The sequence below is a fragment of the Pseudomonas sp. VE 267-6A genome (assembly GCF_024126555.1).
Taxonomy (GTDB): Bacteria; Pseudomonadota; Gammaproteobacteria; order Pseudomonadales; family Pseudomonadaceae; genus Aquipseudomonas; species Aquipseudomonas palmensis.
This window is the reverse complement of record NZ_JAMYBY010000010.1, coordinates 47,982-69,970: the sequence shown is the minus strand read 5'-3', so window position 1 is coordinate 69,970 and position 21,989 is coordinate 47,982. Positions and strand designations below refer to the sequence as shown.

At 65.6% G+C, this 21,989-nt stretch carries 16 protein-coding genes; 6 read left to right on the top strand and 10 right to left on the bottom strand.

From position 1 onward, the window contains the following. The first annotated feature begins 17 nt into the window (after positions 1-17). Entirely contained in the window at positions 18-2,918 is a 2,901-nt protein-coding gene (locus NJH59_RS13475; RefSeq protein WP_253086878.1) for a membrane-targeted effector domain-containing toxin, read from the top strand. A 131-nt stretch (positions 2,919-3,049) separates the two neighbouring features. Continuing rightward, complete coding sequence (locus tag NJH59_RS13470) at positions 3,050-5,980, top strand: membrane-targeted effector domain-containing toxin (protein ID WP_253086877.1); 2,931 nt, start codon at positions 3,050-3,052, stop codon at positions 5,978-5,980. A 95-nt stretch (positions 5,981-6,075) separates the two neighbouring features. Here NJH59_RS13470 and NJH59_RS13465 read toward each other — a convergent pair whose 3' ends face one another. The 5 genes from NJH59_RS13465 to NJH59_RS13445 all read right to left on the bottom strand — a co-directional run bounded on the left by NJH59_RS13465 (position 6,076) and on the right by NJH59_RS13445 (position 12,797). Next, positions 6,076-7,500, bottom strand: a complete 1,425-nt coding sequence (locus NJH59_RS13465; RefSeq protein ID WP_054915058.1) for a gamma-aminobutyraldehyde dehydrogenase — start codon at positions 7,498-7,500, stop codon at positions 6,076-6,078. Positions 7,501-7,621: 121 nt separating this feature from the next. Then, positions 7,622-8,953: an APC family permease gene (locus NJH59_RS13460; RefSeq protein ID WP_043860646.1), complete on the bottom strand. Its 1,332-nt coding sequence runs from the start codon at positions 8,951-8,953 to the stop codon at positions 7,622-7,624. A gap of 10 nt (positions 8,954-8,963) precedes the next feature. After that, entirely contained in the window at positions 8,964-10,121 is a 1,158-nt protein-coding gene (locus NJH59_RS13455) for an iron-containing alcohol dehydrogenase (RefSeq protein ID WP_043860647.1), read from the bottom strand. A 269-nt stretch (positions 10,122-10,390) separates the two neighbouring features. Further along, positions 10,391-11,848, bottom strand: coding sequence for a gamma-aminobutyraldehyde dehydrogenase (locus NJH59_RS13450; RefSeq protein WP_253086876.1), 1,458 nt, complete (start codon positions 11,846-11,848; stop codon positions 10,391-10,393). A 34-nt stretch (positions 11,849-11,882) separates the two neighbouring features. Continuing rightward, positions 11,883-12,797 (bottom strand): LysR family transcriptional regulator, encoded by a 915-nt coding sequence (locus tag NJH59_RS13445; RefSeq protein ID WP_078480109.1) that lies wholly within the window; start codon positions 12,795-12,797, stop codon positions 11,883-11,885. A 199-nt stretch (positions 12,798-12,996) separates the two neighbouring features. Between NJH59_RS13445 and NJH59_RS13440 the strand changes: the two genes are divergently transcribed. Next, the gene (locus NJH59_RS13440; protein ID WP_043860649.1) at positions 12,997-13,545 is read left to right on the top strand and encodes an NAD(P)H-dependent oxidoreductase; all 549 of its coding nucleotides are present in this window, start codon (positions 12,997-12,999) and stop codon (positions 13,543-13,545) included. 2 nt (positions 13,546-13,547) lie between these two features. On the opposite strand, the gene NJH59_RS13435 is transcribed toward NJH59_RS13440, so the two are convergent. The 5 genes from NJH59_RS13435 to NJH59_RS13415 form a co-directional block, all read right to left on the bottom strand. Then, a complete protein-coding gene (locus tag NJH59_RS13435) occupies positions 13,548-13,901 on the bottom strand; it encodes a helix-turn-helix domain-containing protein (protein ID WP_043860650.1) in 354 nt (117 codons plus the stop codon). A gap of 99 nt (positions 13,902-14,000) precedes the next feature. Beyond that, a complete protein-coding gene (guaA, locus tag NJH59_RS13430) occupies positions 14,001-15,578 on the bottom strand; it encodes a glutamine-hydrolyzing GMP synthase (RefSeq protein ID WP_043860651.1) in 1,578 nt (525 codons plus the stop codon). A 79-nt stretch (positions 15,579-15,657) separates the two neighbouring features. Further along, a complete protein-coding gene (gene guaB, locus NJH59_RS13425) occupies positions 15,658-17,127 on the bottom strand; it encodes an IMP dehydrogenase (protein WP_043860652.1) in 1,470 nt (489 codons plus the stop codon). An 84-nt stretch (positions 17,128-17,211) separates the two neighbouring features. Then, the gene (locus NJH59_RS13420; RefSeq protein WP_054915068.1) at positions 17,212-17,769 is read right to left on the bottom strand and encodes a hypothetical protein; all 558 of its coding nucleotides are present in this window, start codon (positions 17,767-17,769) and stop codon (positions 17,212-17,214) included. A 17-nt stretch (positions 17,770-17,786) separates the two neighbouring features. Continuing rightward, a complete protein-coding gene (locus NJH59_RS13415) occupies positions 17,787-18,557 on the bottom strand; it encodes a sulfite exporter TauE/SafE family protein (RefSeq protein ID WP_043860657.1) in 771 nt (256 codons plus the stop codon). Positions 18,558-18,681: 124 nt separating this feature from the next. On the opposite strand from NJH59_RS13415, the gene NJH59_RS13410 reads away from it, so the two are divergent. From NJH59_RS13410 to NJH59_RS13400, 3 genes are all read left to right on the top strand, one after another. Then, on the top strand, positions 18,682-19,563 hold the full coding sequence (locus tag NJH59_RS13410) for a LysR substrate-binding domain-containing protein (RefSeq protein WP_088514574.1): 882 nt from the start codon (positions 18,682-18,684) through the stop codon (positions 19,561-19,563). Positions 19,564-19,676: 113 nt separating this feature from the next. Next, the gene (gene xseA / locus NJH59_RS13405; RefSeq protein WP_253086875.1) at positions 19,677-21,056 is read left to right on the top strand and encodes an exodeoxyribonuclease VII large subunit; all 1,380 of its coding nucleotides are present in this window, start codon (positions 19,677-19,679) and stop codon (positions 21,054-21,056) included. A gap of 3 nt (positions 21,057-21,059) precedes the next feature. Beyond that, positions 21,060-21,884 (top strand): M23 family metallopeptidase, encoded by an 825-nt coding sequence (locus NJH59_RS13400; protein ID WP_088514575.1) that lies wholly within the window; start codon positions 21,060-21,062, stop codon positions 21,882-21,884. The last annotated feature ends 105 nt before the right edge of the window (positions 21,885-21,989 follow it).

Here is a 21,989-nt window from a genome sequence, read left to right as displayed (position 1 = left end):
ACCAAGGAAGGATCGCCATGCCCCAGCCCCCCAACCCACAACGCGCGCAGCTTCAGGAAATTGCGCGCCAGCTCGTCGTCAACTGCCCGGACATGCGCCAGATGGCCCGTGAGGTGGCCGTCGACGCCCTGAAGAAGTTCGCCCGCAGCAGCCTCGATCCGGACACCGTGTACCTGCACCGTTTCAAGGCGGCCCAGTCCAACCCCAGAAGCTTCAGCGGCTGGGAGCACCGTGAGCTGCCCTACCAGTCGCTGACGTTGCCGCAACTGGTGATGCAGCGCTTCGACGCCAACGACCAGGACAACGCCGACCTGCTCGGCTACCGCACCGGCTTCTACCGCGAAGGCGCGCATGCCGGGGTGTTCGACGAACGCAACGAAGTCCCCATGGCACCGGCCGATGTGCTGCACTACTTCTGGCAGATCGACTTCAGCTCGGTCTTCAGGCAGAAGATGCAGGCGTTCTGGGCCGACAGTGCAGAGGCGTTTCGAAGCATGGCCAAGGCCAACTTCCTGAGCAAGGTGGTGGAAGCCTGCGAACACGCAGACCTGCCCGAACAGCGCAAACGCTACCGCCTGCTGGCCCGGGCACTGGCCGGCGTCACCGACTGGCCGCCCACCCTCGAACAACTGCAGCAAACGCATGTTCCCGACCAGGGGGTGCGCCTGCATGCCTTCGACATCGGCGGCTACGTCGCCAGCGACATGCTGCGTGCCGTGCTGCCCGATGGCTACCAGGTGCTGTACATGCCCGGCGAGGTCACGGCCCTGCACCTGTTTGCCAACCCTGCGCAGCTTTACTGGTGGGTGCTGCAGAACACCAATGCCGCAGATAACCGCGCGCGCCTGATGGCCCACTTCGCGTTGTCCAGCCATGCCGAAAACCCCGCCGGGGTCGGGCTCGAGCATCTGATCGACCTGCTGTTCTCCAACTGGGCCGGCAGCGCACACGATGCCATCAACCTGCTGGACAAGCCGGTCGACCAGGATGCATTCAGCTACCTGCGCGATGCGGCGCGACAGCGCATGAGCGACGACGCGCACTTCGCCCTGCGCTCCAACGCCGACCTGCGCAAACAGATGTGGGTGGCGGACCTGCACGCCTTTACCCGGTTCGCCGGGGCAATGGCCGCCTTCGACTGGCCGGTTGCACTGGCTGCCGTGGGCGCAGGGCTTGGCGAGACCGGCCTGTCCATCGACGAGGCGATCAACGGCCACACCACTGCCGAACGCCAAGCGGGCGTCATCGGCGCCGTACTGGCCTCCATCGACACGCTGTTCAACGCGACGCTGCTCGGCGAGGAGACCGGTGAAGCGATACGGATCGACAGCGAGGTGCCCGCCGTCGCCGAGCCCTATGTGGAGGCCGAGGACGAACCCCTTGCCACTGCCGAGGATATTGAGGCCCAGGTGCCCGCCCCCCTGCGACCGACACCGGCTTCCCAGCGCCTGGCCACCTTCGAGACCAATGCCCTGCTCGACGGCGAGAAACCCGGGGTCGGCAAGATGCAGGGCATCTACTCGCTGGCCGACGGTTTCTATGTAGCGATCGGCGATTTCGCCTACCAGGTGCGGTACGTGGGCGAGCTCAAGAGCTGGGTGGTGATCGACCCGAACGCGCCCTTTTCGTTCTACCGCAACGTGCCCATCCGGCTCACTGCGCAACAGCAGTGGGAGCCCGTCGCACAGGGCCGCCTTCTGGGGGGTACACCGCGCTTTCGCCTCAAACTGTGGGGTCGCAGCGACTACGCGCCACCCCCTGCCGAACGTATCCCCACGCCCTACGAGTTGCTCCCACGCCAGCAGGCACAGCTGCGTTCGGTGGATGACGAACAGCTCAGTGGCATTACCTACCGGGCCAATCAGCCACACCTGGAACAAGCCTGCGACCTGTTTCGCACACTGCGCAGCAAGCTGCTGAACGACGCCAGGGAGTACCTGAGCACGGTGGAGCTGCCGCCACGCCCGCAACTGCCGCTGTTCGAAAGCAACCCGGCGCCCAAGCAGATCTTGCGTGGTTGCTACTCCCGCTGCGACGGCGTGGTGATCGGCGAATGCCACGCACACCTGGGCAGCAAACGCTTTCTGATCGACAACATGGCGCAACTGCGCAAGCAGAAGGTCAAGGTGCTGTACCTGGAGCATCTGCTGACGGACTTTCACCAGGCCGACCTCGATGCGTTCAACCGCACAGGCAACATGAGCCAGCACCTGCGCGACTATGTGGCCGAACTGGACCGAAGCCAGGCCACCGACAGCAGCGGACGCTATACCTTCCAGCAGGTGATGCTCACCGCACAGGCCAACCAGGTCCGCCTCCAGGCCATCGACTGCATGGCCAGCTATCGTCAGGCCTGGCTGGCCACCCCGCCGGGCCCGATCCGCCAACAGATGATGAACTTCTTTGCCCATCGGGTCATTGCAGCAGACCAGGCCCTGCACCCCAGCAGGTGGATCGCCTTCGTGGGCAACACCCACACCAATACGTTTGACGGCGTGCCAGGGCTTGCCGAGCTGCAGGGCGCCATCGGCCTGCGCATCGAAGACATCGAGTGCGGGCTGCCTGTGCGATTCGGCGTGGACCCCGGTATCCAACCCGACCAGGCGGCCAACCTGGCGGCGGTCAAATGCGACCTGCTGCTGCAGGTGCCCATTGCTCCCGCACACGGCGTGGCACGCACCCTGGAAGAAAAGCTGCGCGCTGTCGGCTCCTTCAGTTTCACCCAGGTGGAGGGGACCTTGCAGATGATCCACCGCAGCAAGGACCTGACGCTGCACTACACCCCCATCCAACGGGACGGCACGTTCTACTACATCGATCGGGCGAGCTGGCCACGCGTGGACAAGCGCCGCATGCCAAGCCTGGCGCAACTGTCGACCCTGGTGACATCCAACGGGCTGACCTTCGTGCCACTGTAACGGCGCCGCCCAGCTTTGCTTGCTGCCTGAGCGGGCCGGGCTGGCTGGGCGGCCCGCACTACTTACTTACCGCACGCTGCTCGCCGCCCCCGGCCAAGCTGGCCCCTCGCCCCTGACACGGAAGTACCGCCATGCCCCTGACCGCCCAACAGACCCACGACCACGAACAGCTGCAGAACCTGGCCCGACAACTGGTCAAGCATTGCCCCGACATGCGCCAGATGGCCCGCGAAATCGCCAGCCATATCCTGAAGAAACACACCCGCAGCACGCTGGACCCGGACGCGGTGTACCTGCACCGGTTCAACACCGCGCATAGCAGCCCGCGCACCTTCAGCGGCTGGGAACACCTCGGCCCGCCCAGCGAATCGCTGACACTGCCGCAACTGGTGATGCAGCGGTTCGATGTCAACGACCAGGACAACGCCGACCTGCTCGGCTACCGCACCGGCTTCTACAGCCGCGGGCCGGGTACAGGCCTGTTCGATGAGCGCGATGAAGTGCCGATGGCCCCGCGCGAGGTACTCGACGAGCTGTGGAAGGTCGACTTCTGCAGCGCCTTCCACCAGGACCTGACCCGCTTCTGGGCCCGTCATTCGGACAACTTCCGCACCCTGGCCAAGGCCAACTTCCTGAGCAAGGTGCTCGAAACCTGCGCGCACCAGACCGACCCCGCCCGCCTGGCACGCTTGCGGCGGGTGGCCACTGCCCTGGCCGGTGACGCCAGCTGGCCGCCCTCGCTGAGCCAGTTGCAACAACAGGCCAGGCCGGTGGCGGGGGTGCGCCTGTGCACCTTCGACATCGGCGGCCATGTGGCCACCGATATCCTGCGGGTAGAACTCGACGACGGTTACCAGTTGCTCTACATCCCGGGCGAGGTCGACGCCCTGCACCTGTTCGCCAACCACAGCGAGCTGTACTGGTGGGTGCTGCACAACACCAATGCGGCGCAGAACCGCGCACGCTTCATGACCCACTTCGCCCTTGCGGACCACGGCGAAAAAGCCAGCGCGGTGGGGCTCGAGCACCTGATCGACGTGCTGTTCAACAACTGGGGCGGCAACGGTCACGACGCACTCAACCAGTCGAACACGACCGTGCATGGCGACGGGTTCACCCACCTGCGCGATGCAGCGCGTCAGCGCATGATCGACGATGCGCACTTCTCGCTGCGCTCCAACGCCGACCTGCGCAAGCAACTGTGGATCGGCTACCTCAAGGCCTTCGGCACGTTCGCCAGTGCCATGGCCGCGGTCGACTGGCCGGTAGCGCTGGCTGCCGTGGGCGCCGGGCTGGCCGAAACCGGCCTGAACATCGATCAGGCGGTCAACGGGCACACCACTGCCCAACGCAAGGCCGGCGTGATCGGCGCCGTGCTGGCGGCCATCAACACGCTGTTCAATGCCACCCTGCTCGCAGGCCCGGCCGTCACCGGTGAAATCGCCGAGATCGAACCCAGCCTGGACGCGGCCACGCACACTGCACCCGTCGAGCCCGAACACACGCCAATGGCCACCCCGGCGGAACTCGCCGAGTGGGCACCTGCGCCGCTGATACCGGCCGAGCGCTCGCAACTGCTGGCCCCGTTCGAAACCAACGTGCTGCTGGACGGGCACGCCACCGGCAGCGGCAAATTCCAGGGTATCTACACCCTGGACGATGGCTTCTATGCCCAGATAGACGGGTTCCCCTATCACGTGCGCTACATCGGCGAGCTGCGTTCATGGGCGGTGGTCGACCCGCAAAACCCCTACTCGTTCTACCGCAACGTGCCCATTGGCCTGAACGACGAAGGCGTATGGCAACCGCTGGAGCAGGGTCTGAAAGGCGGGGCGCCACGCTTTCGCCTCAAGCTCTGGGGCCAGGCCCAGGTACCCGCGCCCGGCCCGGAACGCGTGCCCACCCCCTATGAAGTCGACAAGGCGCTGCAGCCCGAATTGCTCAAGGCCTCCAACGGTGGCGAGGAGTCGAACCTGAGCGGGCGCACGTTCTCCCCCAACAACCCCGCCCGCGAACAGGCCTACGCGCAATTTCGCACCTTGCGCGACCTGCTGGTCGACGACGCCGAAGCGTTTTTCAGCACCGCAAGCCTGCCGCAGCGGCCACCGCTGCCAACATTGGCTGCCGATGCCAGCGCCAGGCAGATCATTCGCAGCGTGTACGAAAACAGCGAGGGCCTGGTGGTCGGCGAAGCCCATTCACAACTGGGCAGCAAGCAGTTTCTGATCGAGAACATGGCCCTGCTCAAGCAGCAGAAGGTGCGGGTGCTGTACATGGAGCACCTGATGACCGACTTCCAGCAGGCCGACCTGGACCTGTTCAACCAGACCGGGCAGATGCCCCAGGCACTCAAGACCTACGTGACCGATCTGGACCGCGGCTGGCACACCGACCCCGCCCAACGCTACACCTTCATGCAGGTGCTCAGGAGCGCGCAGAAACAGGGCATCCGGATACAGGCCATCGATTGCATGGCCAGTTACCGCCAGGCATGGATGGGCCCCCGACCACCCGCGATTCGCCAGAAGATGATGAACTTCTTCGCCCACCGCGTGATCGCTGCCGACCAGGCTGCCCATGGCGCCGGCAAATGGGTTGCACTGATGGGCAACACCCACGCCAACACCTTCGAGAGCGTGCCCGGGGTCAGCGAACTGCAAGGTGTGATCGGTGTGCGCGTCGAGGACATCGAAATCGGCAGCAGCGCAAGCGTCGGCCGCGACCCGGGGCTTTACGCAGTGGACGACGGTATCCGCGAAACCCGCGTGCAGGGCGACCTGCGCCTGCAGGTGCCGATTGCCCAGCCGCCCTCGGCATCGGGCACGCTGGAAAGCCGGCTGGCCAAACCGGGGGCGTTCGGCTTCAAGGACATCGACGGCAAGATGACCCTGATACACCGCAGCAAGGACCTGGCGCTGCACTACACGCCCATCGCAAGGGACGGTGAGTTCATCTATATCGAACGCGCCAGCTGGCCATGGCTGGACAAGCGACGCCTGCCGGACCTGTCGGAAATGGCCTTCCAGCTGTCCCGGTACGGCTTGAAGTACGTGCCGCTGTGACGCCAGGCAGGCGGCGATGAAAAAAGGGCAAGGCCGCCTGGCCTTGCCCTTGCTTTCGCCTCGCGGCAACCGGGCCGCTAGGCCTGGTGCGTCAACTAGTGCTTGAACATCACATGGCGCACGGTGGTGTAGTCCTCCAGGCCATACATCGACATGTCCTTGCCATAGCCGGAGAGCTTGGCGCCGCCGTGGGGCATTTCGCTGACCAGCATGAAGTGCGTGTTGACCCAGGTGCAGCCGTATTGCAGGCGTGCGGCCAAACGGTGGGCGCGGCCCACGTCGCGGGTCCACACCGAGGAGGCCAGGCCGTAGTCCGAATCGTTGGCCCACGCCAGGGCCTGGGCCTCGTCGTCGAAGGCGGTGACCGTGACTACCGGGCCGAAGATCTCATGGCGCACCACCTCGTCGTCCTGCCGGGCGCCGGCAAGTACGGTCGGCTCAAAGAAGAACCCTGGCCCGGCGACACGCTGGCCACCGGTCACCACCTCGATGTGCGACTGCTCGCGGGCGCGCTGCACAAAGCCTTCCACGCGCTCCAGATGCTGCTGGGTGATCAGCGGCCCGAGCTCGGTGTCAGGGTCGTCCTGCAGGCCGTAGCGGATGCTGGCCACCGCCTCGCCGAGCTTCTTCACGAACGCCGCGTACACGCCCTTCTGCACATACAGGCGGCAGGCGGCGGTGCAGTCCTGGCCGGCATTGTAGAAGCCGAAGCTGCGCACGCCTTCGACCACGGCATCGATATCGGCATCATCGAACACGATCACCGGGGCCTTGCCGCCCAGCTCCATGTGCATGCGTTTCACGCTGTCGGCGGTGCCGGCGATGATGCGGCTGCCCGTGGCCACCGAGCCGGTCAACGACACCATGCGCACCTTGGGGTGCCCGGTCAGGGGCTTGCCGACACTCGGGCCGCGGCCGAAGACCACGTTCACCACGCCTGCCGGGAAAATCTCCGCCATCAGTTGCGCTAGCTTGAGGGTGGTCAGCGGCGTCTGCTCGGACGGCTTTAGCACCACGGTATTGCCTGCGGCCAGGGCCGGCCCGAGCTTCCAGGCGGCCATCATCAGCGGGTAGTTCCACGGTGCGATGGAGGCCACCACGCCCACCGGGTCGCGGCGGATCATCGAGGTGTGCCCTTCCAGGTACTCGCCGGCGGCACTGCCTTGCAGGCAGCGGCTGGCACCGGCAAAGAAGCGGAACACGTCGGCCACGCCCGGCAGCTCGTCGTTGAGCGCCGCCGCGTAGGGCTTGCCGCAGTTGTCCGCTTCCAGGCGCGCCAGCTCCGGGGCGTGGGCGTCGATCGCATCGGCCAGTTTGAGCAGCAGCAGCGAACGGTCCTTGGGGGTGGTCTGCGACCAGCTGTCGAACGCCGCATCCGCAGCGCACACCGCGGCATCGACCTGGGCCAGGCTGGCCTCGGGGATCTCCACCAGCGTGGCCCCCAGGGACGGGTTGAGCACCGCCAGGGTTTCGCCTTCACCGGCGATGAGTTGTCCATTGATCAGCAGGCAGGTTTGCATGGGTTCTCCTGTGCGGCGAGGTTGGCCGCCGCCATAAAAAAGTCGCAAGCGCCCCGTGCCCGCAGCCGGGCTGCGCACAGGGGGAGCATTACAGGGGGGCGGGCGCCGGGCGCCCGCAGCTTCAGAGTGCGGCTTCAGGCACTGCCGTGCTGAACAGCCGGGTGCGCCAGGCCAGGTACACCAGCCCCAGCAGCACCCAGCAACAGCCGAGAATCAGCGCGTCGGCATCCAGGCTGATCAGCATCCAGCCCGAGGTGAAGGCGCCGGCCAGGGGGAAGATCACCCCGCGGACCACGCCGGCCTTGTCGCCGATGCTGCGGTCGAAGGTCAGTTTCAGTGCGCACAGGTTGACCGAGGTGAAGGCCAGGAAGGCGCCGAAGTTGACCAGCGAAGTAGCCGTGGCGATGGTCAGGCCGAACCCGACGAAACCGAAGGCCCCGCACAGGGCGATGTTGAATACCGGGGTCCTGTAGCGCGGGTGCAGCACGCCGAACAGCTTCTGCGGCAGCTGATTGTCGCGGCCCAGGGCATACAGCAGACGCCCCACGCTGGCCTGGAACGACAAGCCGGCGGCGAAGTGGGCAATGATGATGCCGGTGAGTACCACGCCGAAGAACAGGTCGCCACCGATGGTCTTGGCGATTTCGAAGGCCGCGCCGTCGATGTTCTCGAACAGGCCCGCCGGGTGCGCCAGGTACATGAAGTACGAAGAGCCCACGTACAGGCTGCCGCCGATCAGGGCCACCAGCAGGATGGCACGCGGGATGGTGCGCTCGGGCTCGACGGTTTCTTCGCTCAGGGTCGACAGCGCGTCGAAGCCCAGGAACGAATAGGCGGCGATCGCGGCCCCGGCCATGGTGGCCGAGAACGGCACGTCGGCATTGAAGAACGGCTTGACCGAGAGCAGACCGCCCGGGCCGTTGATGGCCGACACGTAGTGCCAGCACAGCGCGATGAACACCGCGATGATGGTCAGCTGGATCAGCATCAGGATGATGTTGAAGCGGTTGGCGACCTGGATGCCGAGGATGTTGAGCAAGGTGGTGGAAACGATGAAGCCGGTGATCCAGCACCACTGCGGTACATCCGGGAACGCCAGGCTCAGGTAGCTGGCCCCCAGCAGCCAGATCAGCATCGGGATGAAGAAGTAGTCCAGCAGCGCGGCCCAGCCGACCATGAAGCCGATGCCAGGGTTGAACACCTTGCGGGTGTAGGTGTAGGCGGAACCGGCCGCCGGGAAGATCCGCACCAGGCGCCCGTAGCTCAGGGCGGTGAAGATCACGCCGATGGAGGCCACCACATAGGACAGCGCCACGGTGTTCTGGCTGGCCTGGGCAATCACGCCATAGGTGCCGAACACGATCAGCGGGGCGATGAAGGCCAGGCCGAACAACAGCACGGACACCGGCCCGAGGGTCCGGCGCAGGTGCGCGGAGGAAGTCGATGCGCTCATGGTTAGGGCCTCAGGCTGCGTAGGTGTAGGCGGCGCGGATCACGTCGAGGTAGCTCTCGACTGACATCTCCTTGGCGTTGCTCGCATCGGAAATGTTGCTCTTGGACTTCTCTGCGATGGCCAGGAAGTCCTCCTCGCGCACCCCGGCCACATCGGCAAAACGCGGAATACCCAGCTCGCGATTCATGCGGAACAACTGCTCCACGCCCGCTTCGGCGGCAGCGCTGGCGCCAAGATTGGGGTCGATGCCCAAGGCATAGGCGACATCGGCATGGCGGCGCAGGTCGGCGTCGCGGTTATGGCTGAACACGAACGGCAGGAAGATCGCGTTGCCCACCCCGTGCGGGGTGTCGTACATGCCGCCGATGGCTTCGGAGATGCAGTGCACGCTGGCGATGTCGGCATTGCCGAAGGCCATGCCGGCAATCAGGCTGGCGATCAGCATCTGTTCGCGGGCCTCGCGGTTGTCCGGCTCCTGCACGGCGGGCTTGAGGTACTGCGCGATCAGGCGAATGGCATGCAGGGCCAGGCCGTCGCTGATCGGGTTGGCCGGCTTGCCGGTGTAGGCCTCGATGGCGTGGGTCAGCGCGTCCATGCCGGTGGCGGCGGCGATGTGCGGCGGCAGCGTGGCGGTGATGTCCGAGTCGAGCAGCGCCAGAACCGGGCCGATGCGGTAGTCCAGGATGCTCATCTTGAACTGGCGGCGGGTGTCGGTGATCACCGAGAAGAACGTGACCTCGCTGCCGGTGCCTGCGGTGGTCGGGATCGCCACGATAGGCAGCACCGGGCCCTTGAGGGTGAAGGCACCTTCGTAGTCCTCGACCTTGCCGTCGTGGGTCAGCAGTACGCTGATCGCCTTGGCCGCGTCCATCGCACTGCCGCCGCCCACTGCCAGCACGCCATCGATGCCCTTGCCGCGATACAGCTCGGCGGCGCGGTTGACGTCTTCGCTGCGCGGGTTGGGCTTGACGTCGACGATCTCGTCATAACGCACGCCGGCCTTGTCCAGGCTGGTATAGATGCTGTCGAGCAGGCCGGCGTTCTTCACGCCCGGGTCGGTGACCAGCAGCACGTGGCGCAGGCCCAGGTCGGTCAGGTGCTCGCCGGTACGCTGGCGCAGGCCAGGTTCCATGACGATCTTGGTAGGTAACAGAAACTGGAATTGCATCGGTAGGTTCCTCTCGCACTGGGGCGCACTTGCAATGTTGTAGTTATGGCAGACGAGTCAGAGGGGCCGCCTGGGCGGTGGGTGTCTGGTTATTGTTGTGGCGGTAGCCGATCGCCGAAGCCGATGGACCGCTTGTCCAGGCGCTGCACGGTGGGCACAGGCCGGTATGGGGCCAGACACTAAGACACGGGTAGCGGATCGACAATTACTAAAAACTCAAGGGAGCATTCGATTAAATCGAATGCTCCCCGTGCACCGGGGGTAGCGGCCTACAGGTGCTGCCCGTGGCGCGCCATGATGTGCCGCACCACGCTGTAGTCCTGCAGCGAGTCGCTGGACAGGTCCTTGCCGTAGCCCGAGCGCTTGAGCCCGCCGTGGGGCATTTCGCTGACCAGCATGAAATGGCTGTTGATCCAGGTGCAGCCGTACTGCAGGCGCGCCGCCACCTGCATGGCCTTGTCCAGGTTCTGGGTCCACACCGACGAGGCCAGGCCATATTCGGAGTCGTTGGCCCAGTCCACGGCCTGGGCCAGCTCGTCGAAACGGGTCACGGTGACGACCGGGCCGAACACCTCGCGCTGGACGATCTCGTCGGTTTGCCGGCAGCCTGCCAGCAGCGTCGGCTGGTAGTAGAACCCGGGCCCGGCATGCATCGCCGCACCCGTGACGCACTCCACGTGCGGCTGGCTGAGGGCGCGCTCGACGAAGCTGGACACCCGGTCGCGCTGGCGCGTGCTGATCAGCGGGCCGATCTCGTTGTCGGCATCGTGCGCGCCGGCATAGCGAATGCTGCTGACCGCAGCTCCGAGTTCGGCCACCAGCCGGTCGTGAATGCCGGCCTGGGCGTAGACCCGGCACGCCGAGGTACAGTCCTGCCCGGCGTTGTAGTAGCCATAGGCACGCACGCCCTCGACCACCGCCTGCAGGTCGGCATCGTCGCAGACGATCACCGGGGCCTTGCCGCCCAGTTCCAGGTGGGTGCGCTTGAGGGTTTTGGCCGCTGTGGAGAGGATCTTCTGCCCGGTGACGATATCGCCGGTCAGCGAGACCATGCGGACCTTGGGGTGGCCGACCAGGTGAGCGCCGACGTTCTCGCCACCGCCGCAGATGATGTTGATCACCCCGCGCGGCAGGATCCGCGCCAGCGCCGGCGCCAGGGCCAGGATCGACAGCGGGGTGTGTTCGGACGGCTTGAACACCAGGGTGTTGCCTGCGGCCAGGGCCGGCGCGATCTTCCAGGCGGCCATCATGATCGGGTAGTTCCACGGCGCGATCGATGCCACCACCCCGATCGGGTCGCGGCGCACCATGCTGGTGTAGCCGGGTACGTATTCGCCGCTGAGCTGACCGGTCTGGCAGCGCACCGCGCCGGCGAAGAAGCGGAACACATCGACGGTGGCGCTCAGGTCGTCCTTGCGCGCCAGGTGCAGCGGCTTGCCGCAGTTCAGCGCTTCGAGCCGGGCGAAGGCGTCGGCGTGCTGCTCGACGGTACTGGCGATCTCCAGCAGCAGGTTGGAGCGCTGCTGCGGCGTGGTGCGGGCCCAGCCGGCGAACGCGCGGTGGGCGGCCAGGATCGCGGCCTCGGTCTGCTCGGCGCTGGCTTCGGCGATAGGGGTCAGCACCTGGCCGGTGGCCGGGTTGAGGATCGGCTCGACGACGCCCTCGCCTGCGACTAGTTCGCCATCGATCAGGAGTGCGGTGGACAACGGGGTCTGCGCGACTGGCATGTGCAGGGTTCCTTATTGTGGTGTGGCCATGCGGCTAAAGGGATGACTTGCGCCCGCCGTGGGGCTGCTCGCGGGCGACCGTCAGAAACGGGTCGACCAGCGCCGGGCGCGCCGTGCCGCGGCGCCAGGCCAGGCCCACGTCGAGGGTCTGGGTCAGGTCGGCAATCGGGCGGGCCTCGATGATGTCGCCTTCCAGCGACCACGGGCGGTAGGTCATGTCAGGCTGTATCGACACCCCCAGGCCCGCTGCCACCAGGCTGCGCACCGCCTCGGTCGAGGCCGTGCGCAGGGTGATGCGCGGCTGCAGCCCGGCCTGCGCCCACTGGCGCTGGGCGGTGTGGTCCATCTCGTCGACGTTCAGCTGGATCAGCGACTCCCGGGCCACGTCGCCCAGGTTGATACTGTCTTTTTCGAGCAACGGGTGCTGGGCCGGTAGCCACAGCCGGTAGGGCGAGTGGGTCAGCACCTCCGATTGCAGGGCGTGACGGTCTTCGAGGTTGGAGAGTATCAGCACGCCCACATCGATTTCGCCGCTGACCAGCAGGTGCTCGATGTACGGTCGCTCGTCTTCCATCACGCGGATTTCGACGTTGGGGTAGGCACGCTGGAAGCGCGTGAGCAGGTCGGCCAGGTAGTAACCCGCCACCAGGCTGGTCACCCCCACCACCAGCTGGCCGGCGACCTGGTCGGTGCTCTGCTGCAGGCTGCGCTTGGCGTTGTCCACCGTGGCCAGGATCAGGTGCGCCTGGCGCAGGAACTGATGGCCCTGGTGGGTCAGGTGCATGCCCTTGGCGTGGCGATTGAACAGGCTCACGCCGATTTCCTGTTCCAGCTGCTGGATGGCCAGGGTCAGAGTGGACTGGGAGATGTACACCGCCTGGGCCGCAGCCGAGATCGAACCGGTCTCGGCCACGGCAATGAAGTGGCGGATCTGACGCAGAGTCATCATTGGCATTACCCGGGTACGTTGTTTTTATAGATGCGGGCGAGTGTATATCTTTTTTATCGATGGCTTGGTGAAAACCGCCGCGCCTGCGGTTCAACGTGAAACCGCGTGGTCGGCCCCGGGTGGTTACAAAAAGGTGCGTACTTGTGGGGATCTGGCGCCCGCCCTAGATTGCCCGCCTCAATCACTGGAGTCCCGAGCCATGCGCACCCTGATCATTCTCGCCCACCCCAACCTGGAAAAATCCGTGGTCAACCAGGCCTGGTTGAAAGCCCTTGAAGCCAGCGACATGAACGTCACCCTGCACCGCCTGTACGAGGTGTATCCCCAGGGCGGCGCGCTGGACGTGGAAGCCGAGCAGGCACTGGTTCGCGCCCATGACAGCATCGTGTGGCAGTTCCCGTTCTACTGGTTCAGCACCCCGCCGCTGCTCAAGCAATGGCAGGACGAAGTGCTCACCCACGACTTTGCCTACGGCCACGGCGAAGGGCAGCGCCAGCTGGCGGGCAAACGTGTTGGCATGGCGATTTCTGCCGGCATCAGGCAAGACGATTACAGGGCCGGCGGGCGTTACAGCTACAGCCTGGACGAACTGCTGCGCCCGCTGGAAGTCACCCTCCGCTACATCGAAGCACTGCCGGTACGCCCGTGGGTGTTCTATGGTGCCGAGTACGCCATCGACCCGGCGGAGCTGGAGGCCAACGCCGAAGGTTACCTGGATTACCTGCGCCAATTTGCCCAGGCGGCCTGAGTTCAGCCTTCGGCGGGCGCCGGCGGTGTCTCGGTGGCCAGCGCATTACCTGAATGCAGGGCACCCCACTGGCACATCGCATCGATGATCGGCTGCAAGGTGCGGCCGTGCTCGGTCACCCGATACAGCACCTTGGGTACCTTGCCAGGGAAGGCTTCGCGCTCGACCAGCAGATCGCCCTGCAACTCCTTGAGTTGCTCGGTGAGCACCTTCGACGACAAGGGGCGCATCAGGCGCAGCAGCTCGCCTGTGCGCTTGGGGCCTTCCATCAGGTGGCACAGGATGGAGCACTTCCAGCGCCCGCCGATGGCCTCGATGGTAGCGTCGATGGGAAAGTTGAACACGCGGTTGACCATGTACTTCTCCTGACAAAAGGCGCGTAGCAAAAAGCCCGCAGTTACGCGGGCTTTCGGCTGTAGGTCGCTAGCGGGTTCCGGCGGATGCCGGACGCCCGATCATTCCCACTCGATCGTCGCAGGCGGCTTGCTCGATACGTCGTAGGTGACGCGCGAGATGCCTTCGATCTCGTTGATGATGCGGCCGCTGACGGTTTCCAGCAGTTCGTATGGCAGGTGCGCCCAACGCGCGGTCATGAAGTCGATGGTCTCGACCGCACGCAGCGCCACCACCCAGGCGTAACGACGGCCGTCACCGACCACGCCCACCGATTTCACCGGCTGGAATACCACGAAGGCCTGGCTGACCTTGTGGTACCAGTCGGCCTTGCGCAGCTCTTCGATGAAGATGTGGTCGGCACGACGCAGCAGGTCGGCGTATTCCTTCTTCACTTCACCCAGGATGCGCACACCCAGGCCCGGGCCCGGGAACGGGTGACGGTAGACCATGTCGTACGGCAGGCCCAGCTCCAGGCCCAGACGACGGACTTCGTCCTTGAACAGTTCGCGCAGGGGCTCGACCAGCTTGAGGTTCATTTCCTCCGGCAGGCCACCGACGTTGTGGTGCGACTTGATCACGTGGGCCTTGCCGCTCTTGGCACCGGCCGACTCGATCACGTCGGGGTAGATGGTGCCCTGGGCCAGGTACTTGATGTTGTGCAGCTTGTTCGACTCGGCATCGAACACGTCGATGAAGGTACGACCAATGATCTTGCGCTTCTTCTCGGGGTCCGCTTCGCCGGCCAGGTTGTTCAGGAACTGGTCCTCGGCGTTGGCACGGATCACCTTGACGCCCATGTTCTCGGCGAACATGGCCATCACCTGCTCGCCTTCGTGCAGGCGCAGCAGGCCGTTGTCGACGAACACGCAGGTCAGCTGGTCACCGATGGCCTTGTGCAGCAGCGCCGCAACCACCGAGGAGTCCACGCCGCCGGACAGGCCCAGCAACACGTTGTCGGTGCCGACCTGGGCGCGCACCTGGGCGATTGCGTCTTCGGCGATCTTCGACGGGGTCCACAGTGCTTCGCAGCCGCAGATGTCGAGGATGAAGCGCGACAGGATGCGGCCGCCCTGCTTGGTGTGGGTCACTTCCGGGTGGAACTGCACGCCGTAGTAGCCGCGATCATCGTTGAACATGCCGGCGATCGGGCAGCTTGGGGTGCTGGCCAGGATGTGGAAGTCTTCCGGGATGCGGGTGACCTTGTCACCGTGGCTCATCCACACGTCCAGGCCGAATACGCCGTCAGCGTCGACGTGGTCTTCGATGCCGTCGAGCAGGCGGCTCTTGCCGACCACATCGACACGGGCGTAGCCGAACTCGCGCAGCTCGGAACCTTCAACCTTGCCGCCCAGCTGCTCGGCCATGGTCTGCATGCCGTAGCAGATACCGAATACCGGTACGCCCAGGTCCCATACGGCCTGTGGCGCGCGCGGGCTGTCGGCTTCGTGCACCGACTCGGGGCCGCCGGCGAGGATGATCCCGCGGGGGGCGAATTCGCGAATCGCCTCGTCGTCCATGTCGAACGGGTGCAGTTCGCAGTACACGCCGATTTCGCGCACGCGGCGGGCGATCAGCTGGGTGTACTGGGAACCGAAGTCGAGGATCAGGATACGGTGAGCGTGAATGTCGAGGGCCATGACTCAATCTCGTCAGTGGTAATCGGAAACGACGCGGGGCTGTCGTGAACAGCCCCGCTTACAGGTATTGCCAGGAGCATCAACCTACGCGGTAGTTTGGCGCTTCCTTGGTGATCTGCACGTCATGCACGTGGGACTCGGCCATGCCGGCACCGGTGATGCGCACGAACTCGGGCTTGGTACGCATTTCTTCGATGTTGGCGCTGCCGGTGTAACCCATCGAGGAACGCAGGCCGCCCATCAGCTGGTGGATGATCGCGGTCAGGGTGCCCTTGTACGGCACGCGACCTTCGATACCTTCCGGTACCAGCTTCTCGGCACCGGCCGAGGAGTCCTGGAAGTAGCGGTCCGAGGAACCCTGGGCCTGGGACATCGCACCCAGCGAGCCCATGCCGCGGTAGGCCTTGTAGGAACGACCCTGGAACAGCTCGATCTCGCCCGGGGCCTCTTCGGTACCGGCGAACATCGAACCCATCATCACGGCGCTGGCGCCGGCGACGATGGCCTTGGACAGGTCACCGGAGAAGCGGATGCCACCGTCGGCGATCAGCGGTACGCCGGTGCCTTCCAGCGCGGCAGCCACATTGGCGATGGCGCTGATCTGCGGCACGCCGACGCCGGCGACGATACGGGTGGTGCAGATCGAGCCAGGGCCGATACCGACCTTGACCGCGTCGGCGCCGGCTTCGGCCAGGGCCTTGGCGGCTGCGCCGGTGGCGATGTTGCCGCCGATCACCTGCACGTCGGGGAAGTTCTGCTTGACCCAGCGCACGCGGTCGATAACGCCCTTGGAGTGGCCGTGGGCGGTGTCGACCACCACCACGTCGACGCCGGCAGCAACCAGTGCGGTCACGCGGTCGCCGGTGTCCTTGCCGGTACCCACTGCAGCACCGACGCGCAGGCGACCCTGGTCGTCCTTGCTGGCCAGCGGGTAGGCCTTGGCTTTCTCGATGTCGTTGACGGTCATCATGCCCTTGAGGGCGAACTTGTCGTCGACGATCAGTACGCGCTCGATGCGGTGCTTGTGCAGCAGCTCGCGGGCCTCGTTCTTGTCGGCGCCTTCGCTGACCGTGACCAGACGCTCTTTGGGCGTCATCACTTCACGCACGGTGGCGTCGAGGCGGTTTTCGAAGCGCACGTCACGGGAGGTGACGATGCCGACCAGGTCGCCGTTGTGCAGCACCGGCACGCCAGAGATGTTGTGCAGGCGGGTCAGTTCGAACAGGTCGCGTACGGTGGCGTCGGCCTCGATGGTGATCGGGTCCTTGACCACGCCGGCCTCGAACTTCTTGACCTTGCGCACTTCGGCAGCCTGCTGCTCGATGGTCATGTTCTTGTGGATGATGCCGATGCCGCCTTCCTGGGCCATGGCAATGGCCAGACGGGCTTCGGTCACGGTATCCATGGCGGCGGAAACCAGTGGAATATTCAGCTCGATGCCACGGGTCAAACGGGTCTTGAGACTGACTTCGTTAGGTAGCACCTCGGAGTAACCGGGTACTAGGAGAATGTCGTCGAAGGTCAGGGCTTCTTGGCTGATACGCAGCATCGCGGGGGCTCCCGGGCGGGAAAATGGAAGCGCGCCATTATACTCATGCGCGCCGTGTGACTCAATGTAAAGATGGGCCTTCGGTCAGTTGTCTTGCAGCTTTACCTGCACCACTGCCACCGGCTGGTCGAGCCAGTCGGCAAAGGCATCGATGAAAGACGGCTTGAAACCGGCCTCGCCCCAGTTGTTGAAGATGAACCCCAGGTTGGAAAAGGCACAGGGCTGCAGGTAAAGGAAGCCGTTGATGTCGTCTTCATGGCCGCAGCGCGGGCAGGTGAAGTTGTCGCTGATGCCGGGCATCCACTCTTCCAGGCTGGCGAACAGTTCCACCCCCACTTCCCGGCGGCACTCGGCGCAGCCGGCTTCTTCGAGAAAGCCTTCAGTGGGCGTATAGATGCAGCGCTTGTAGATGACTTCCAGGCCATTGACGGGCTGGCCGTACGGTAGCAGCTGCGGCCGCTCGACCACCTTGCGCGCACCCTCGGCGATGGCATAGCCCATGCGGTTGCCGGTGCGCCCGCAGGTGCTGAGCTGTTCCTCGATCACCTTTTCGCGTACCAGCCAGCGCAGGATCGCGCGGGCGCGCGGCTCGTGCACCGGCACGGTGGAGATCTTGGGGACGATGATGCTCTGGAATGTCATGAAGGCGGCCGAACAGGTTAAAGGTGCCAGTTTACCTCACTCAGGTAGCGCGCGATCAGCGCGATGCCGCTGGCCAGCACCAGCCAGGTGACCAGCCGCACGAAGGTTTCGCGAGACATCTTCAGGGTCAGCCGGCGCCCCACCCACAGGCCGGCGAACATCATCGGCAGCAGGCACAGGGCAAGCAGCAGCAACGGCAGGTCGGCGTACACCCCGGCAATCAGGAACAGGCTCAGGCGCACCACGGTGCTGCAACTGATCAGCGCGCTCTGGGTCGCGCGCACCTGCTCCTTGGCGTCGAGCCGGGCATTGAGGTAGATGGCATAGAGGAAGCCGCCGCTGCCGAACAGCGCACCGAACAGGCCGCCGGTGATGCCCATCGGCACCGACCAGCCGGCATTCAGGCGCGCCGGCTTGACCTTCACCGCCAGGCTGTAGAGCGCATAGGCGCTGATGAACAGGCCCATCAGCAACAGCAGCAGGTCGGACTTGAGGTTGAGCAGGAACACCACGCCCAGGGTGCAGCCGATGGCCATGCACGGCAGCAGGCGCAGCAGTTCGCCGCGCACCACGGCCTTGCGCGCCGGCAGCCAGTTGCCGAAGGCAGCGACGAAGTCCAGCAGCACCAGCAACGGGATGATGCGCGACAGCGGCATGAAGTTGATCAGGACCGGCCCGGCGACCAGTGCGGTGCCGAAGCCGGCGATGCCGAACACGATGTAGGCGACGCCGATGCCAAGCAGTATCGGCAGCCATTGGAGCGCAGTGAAAGGGAGCGAGTCGAGCAGTGTGGAGAGCATGGTGTATGCCTGAGTCGTGAGTGAGGCAGCGTTCAGACCAACTTTAGCCATTGGCCAGCCATGCCGACTAATATGCAATTGCGCCATCAGCCATCTCGAAAAGGCATCCCTCATGATCTCCACCCGACAATTACGCTACTTCGTCGAGATTGCCGAATCCGGCAGTTTCAGTGCTGCCGCCGAGCGCCTGTTCGTCGCGCAGTCGGCGCTGAGCCGGCAGATAAAGGAGCTGGAGAGTCAGCTGGCCACCCCGCTGTTCGAACGCACCGCCCGCCAGCCGCGCCTGACCGCAGCGGGCCTGGCGTTTCTGCCGCGGGCCCGCAACCTGCTGGGCGAGCTGGAGAAGGCCTGCCGCCTGGCCACCGAAATCGGTCAGGGCCTGCGCGGCAGCCTGCGCCTGAGCCATTCGAGCACGGTGCCGCTGACCGGCGCGCTGCTGGATCGGCTCACGGGCTACCTGCAGCACAACCCCGGCGTGTCGATGGACATCGCGCAGCTGTCTTCCGAGGCGCAACTGGAGGAACTGGCCGAAGGTCGCCTGGAGTTCGGCCTGCTGCGCCTGCCGGTGCTGCGCCAGCACGAAGGGCTGTGCGTGCAGCCGCTGTTCGACGAACCGCTGCTGCTGGCGGTGGCCGCAGACCACCCGCTGGCCGATGAGCCCAGCGTGTACCTGGCGCAGTTACGCGACGAGGCGTTCATTTCCATCCCGCACCGCCAGCGCGGTGGCTTGAGCTACCTGTCGGCCGAGCTGTGCATGCGTGAAGGGTTCTTCCCTCGGGCTGCGCGGGTGGTGTCGCGCAAGACCACGCAGTTGCAGTTGATCCAGGCCGGGTTCGGGGTGGCCTTGCTGCCACGGTGCATGCGCGATATCGCGCCAGCGACGCTGCGCTTCGTGCCGCTGGCCGACGCGGGGTGCGTGAGTACGGTGGCGCTGGCCTATCGACGTGATGCCGGGCCGTTGGTGCATCAGTTTGTGGAGCACATGCAGGGCTGAGCCGGCAACGTCGTCTCCTGCAAGAGACCGCGCATGACCTGTAGGAGCCGGCAAGCAGCGCCGCCACCTGCCGGGACTGCAAAGACCGCACGATTCCCTTTATGATGCCCCGCATGATCAGAGACCCTTTCGAAAGACTCGGCCTGGACCGCGAGGTCCTTACCGTCAGCCAGCTCAACGGCCGCGCCCGCGTGCTGCTCGAGGACGTGTTCAGCAACATCTGGGTCGAGGGCGAAATCTCCAACCTCGCCCGGCCCGCCTCCGGCCACGTCTACTTCACCCTCAAGGACAGCGGCGCCCAGGTGCGCTGTGCACTGTTTCGCAACAACGCCGCCCGCGTGCGCCAGGTATTGCGCGACGGCCTGGCGGTCAAGGTGCGTGGCAAGGTCTCGCTGTTCGAGGGGCGCGGCGACTATCAGCTGATCCTCGACACCGTCGAACCGGCCGGTGACGGCGCCCTGCGCCTGGCCTTCGACGCGCTCAAGGAAAAGCTCGGCAACGAGGGCCTGTTCAGCAGTGAACGCAAGCGCGCCCTGCCCGCCCACCCGCAGCGTATCGGCATCGTCAGCTCGCCCACCGGCGCGGTGATCCGCGACATCATCAGCGTGTTCCGCCGTCGCGCCCCGCAGGTGGAGCTGACCCTGATACCCACCGCCGTGCAGGGCCGCGAAGCCATCAACCAGATCGTGCGGGCCCTGCAACGCGCCGATGCGCAAGGCTTCGACGCGCTGATCCTGGCCCGTGGCGGCGGCTCGCTGGAAGACCTCTGGTGCTTCAACGAAGAAGCCGTGGCCCGTGCCATCGCCGCCTGCGTCACGCCCATCGTCAGCGCCGTGGGGCATGAAACCGACGTGTCGATCAGCGACTTCGTCGCCGACGTGCGCGCCCCCACCCCTTCGGCCGCCGCCGAACTGCTGGCCCCCGACAGCAGCGACCTGGGCCGACGCCTGGAAAGCCTGCAACGCCGCCTGCTGCTGCGCATCCAGAACCGCCTGGCCCATGACCGGCTGCGCCTGGACAGCCTGGCGCGGCGTCTGCGCCACCCCGGCGAACGCCTGCGCCAGCAGGCCCAGCGCCTCGACGACCTGGACATGCGCCTGCGCCGCGCCTTCGAGCAGCGCCTGAACCAGCGCCGCGAACGCCTGGCACGCCTGGATACCCGCTTGGCCGCGCAGCACCCCGGGCGTGCCCTGGCGCTGCTCAAGCAACGCCTGGACAACCTCGCCGAGCGCCTGCCGCGAGCCATGCGCCAGACCCTCGCCACCCGCCGCCAGCACCTGCAGGTGCAGGTGCAGACACTGCAGGTGGTCAGCCCGCTGGCCACCCTCAGCCGTGGCTACAGCATCCTGCTCGACGAGCGCGGCCAGGCCATCCGCAGCGCCGCGCAGACCCGCAACGGCCAGCGCCTGACCGCCCGCCTGGGCGAAGGCGAGCTGCAGGTGCGGGTCGAAGACAACCACCTGACCCCGGTCACGCTCTCTCTACTGGACTGACTCATGCCCCGACTGTTTGCCCCGCTGCTCGTCCTCTGCCTGGCCTTCGCCGGCAGCGCCCAGGCCAGCTACATCACCCGCCAGTTGAACAAGCCGGTGCCCGGCGGCGTCGCGGTGGTCGACCTCGGCCCCGCCGCCCAGGCCCCTCAGGCGCGCTTCGACGGCAAGCCAGTGCTGGTGGTACGCGAGCAGGACACCTGGCTGGCCATTGTCGGCCTGCCGCTGACCCAGAAGCCCGGCACCGCCAGCCTGACCCAGGGCGAGCGCACCCTGAGCTTCACGGTCGCCAGCAAGAAGTACCCCGAGCAGCGCATCACCCTGAAGAACCAGCGCCAGGTCAACCCCAACCCGGCCGACCTCAAGCGCATCGACGCCGAGCTGGCCGAGCAGATCAAGGCCTACCGCAGCTTCAGCCCCAACCTGCCGAGCAACCTGCTCCTCGACAAGCCGGTCAACGGCCCGCTGTCGAGCAAGTTCGGCGTGCGCCGCTTCTTCAACGGCGAGGAACGCAACCCGCATGCCGGCCTGGACTTCGCCGTGCCCGCCGGTACCCCGATCAAGACCCCGGCCAACGGCAAGGTGATCCTGATCGGCAACTACTTCTTCAACGGCAACACCGTGTTCGTCGACCACGGCCAGGGCTTCATCAGCATGTTCTGCCATATGTCGAAGATCGACGTGAAACCCGGCCAGCAACTGAGCCGTGGCGCCATCGTCGGACGGGTGGGCTCCACCGGCCGCGCCACCGGGCCACACATGCACTGGAACGTCAGCCTGAACGACGCACGGGTCGATCCGGCGATCTTCATCGGGGCCTTCCAGCCCTGATCAGCGTCTTGCGCCAATCAAAAAGACCGCGCAACTGGCGCGGTCTTTTTGATTGGTCGGCGCTATAAAATCACGACATTCTTCAGTTTTTAAGCATTCCTCTCA

What these genes read in the sequence shown, in the direction of transcription:
- NJH59_RS13475 (WP_253086878.1), top strand. Translation starts at nt 18, where the DNA reads ATGCCCCAGCCCCCCAACCCACAACGCGCGCAGCTTCAGGAAATTGCG.
- NJH59_RS13470 (WP_253086877.1), top strand. Translation starts at nt 3,050, where the DNA reads ATGCCCCTGACCGCCCAACAGACCCACGACCACGAACAGCTGCAGAAC.
- NJH59_RS13465 (WP_054915058.1), bottom strand. Translation starts at nt 7,500, where the DNA reads ATGCAAACCTGCCTGCTGATCAATGGACAACTCATCGCCGGTGAAGGC.
- NJH59_RS13460 (WP_043860646.1), bottom strand. Translation starts at nt 8,953, where the DNA reads ATGAGCGCATCGACTTCCTCCGCGCACCTGCGCCGGACCCTCGGGCCG.
- NJH59_RS13455 (WP_043860647.1), bottom strand. Translation starts at nt 10,121, where the DNA reads ATGCAATTCCAGTTTCTGTTACCTACCAAGATCGTCATGGAACCTGGC.
- NJH59_RS13450 (WP_253086876.1), bottom strand. Translation starts at nt 11,848, where the DNA reads ATGCCAGTCGCGCAGACCCCGTTGTCCACCGCACTCCTGATCGATGGC.
- NJH59_RS13445 (WP_078480109.1), bottom strand. Translation starts at nt 12,797, where the DNA reads ATGATGACTCTGCGTCAGATCCGCCACTTCATTGCCGTGGCCGAGACC.
- NJH59_RS13440 (WP_043860649.1), top strand. Translation starts at nt 12,997, where the DNA reads ATGCGCACCCTGATCATTCTCGCCCACCCCAACCTGGAAAAATCCGTG.
- NJH59_RS13435 (WP_043860650.1), bottom strand. Translation starts at nt 13,901, where the DNA reads ATGGTCAACCGCGTGTTCAACTTTCCCATCGACGCTACCATCGAGGCC.
- guaA (WP_043860651.1), bottom strand. Translation starts at nt 15,578, where the DNA reads ATGGCCCTCGACATTCACGCTCACCGTATCCTGATCCTCGACTTCGGT.
- guaB (WP_043860652.1), bottom strand. Translation starts at nt 17,127, where the DNA reads ATGCTGCGTATCAGCCAAGAAGCCCTGACCTTCGACGACATTCTCCTA.
- NJH59_RS13420 (WP_054915068.1), bottom strand. Translation starts at nt 17,769, where the DNA reads ATGACATTCCAGAGCATCATCGTCCCCAAGATCTCCACCGTGCCGGTG.
- NJH59_RS13410 (WP_088514574.1), top strand. Translation starts at nt 18,682, where the DNA reads ATGATCTCCACCCGACAATTACGCTACTTCGTCGAGATTGCCGAATCC.
- xseA (WP_253086875.1), top strand. Translation starts at nt 19,677, where the DNA reads ATGATCAGAGACCCTTTCGAAAGACTCGGCCTGGACCGCGAGGTCCTT.
- NJH59_RS13400 (WP_088514575.1), top strand. Translation starts at nt 21,060, where the DNA reads ATGCCCCGACTGTTTGCCCCGCTGCTCGTCCTCTGCCTGGCCTTCGCC.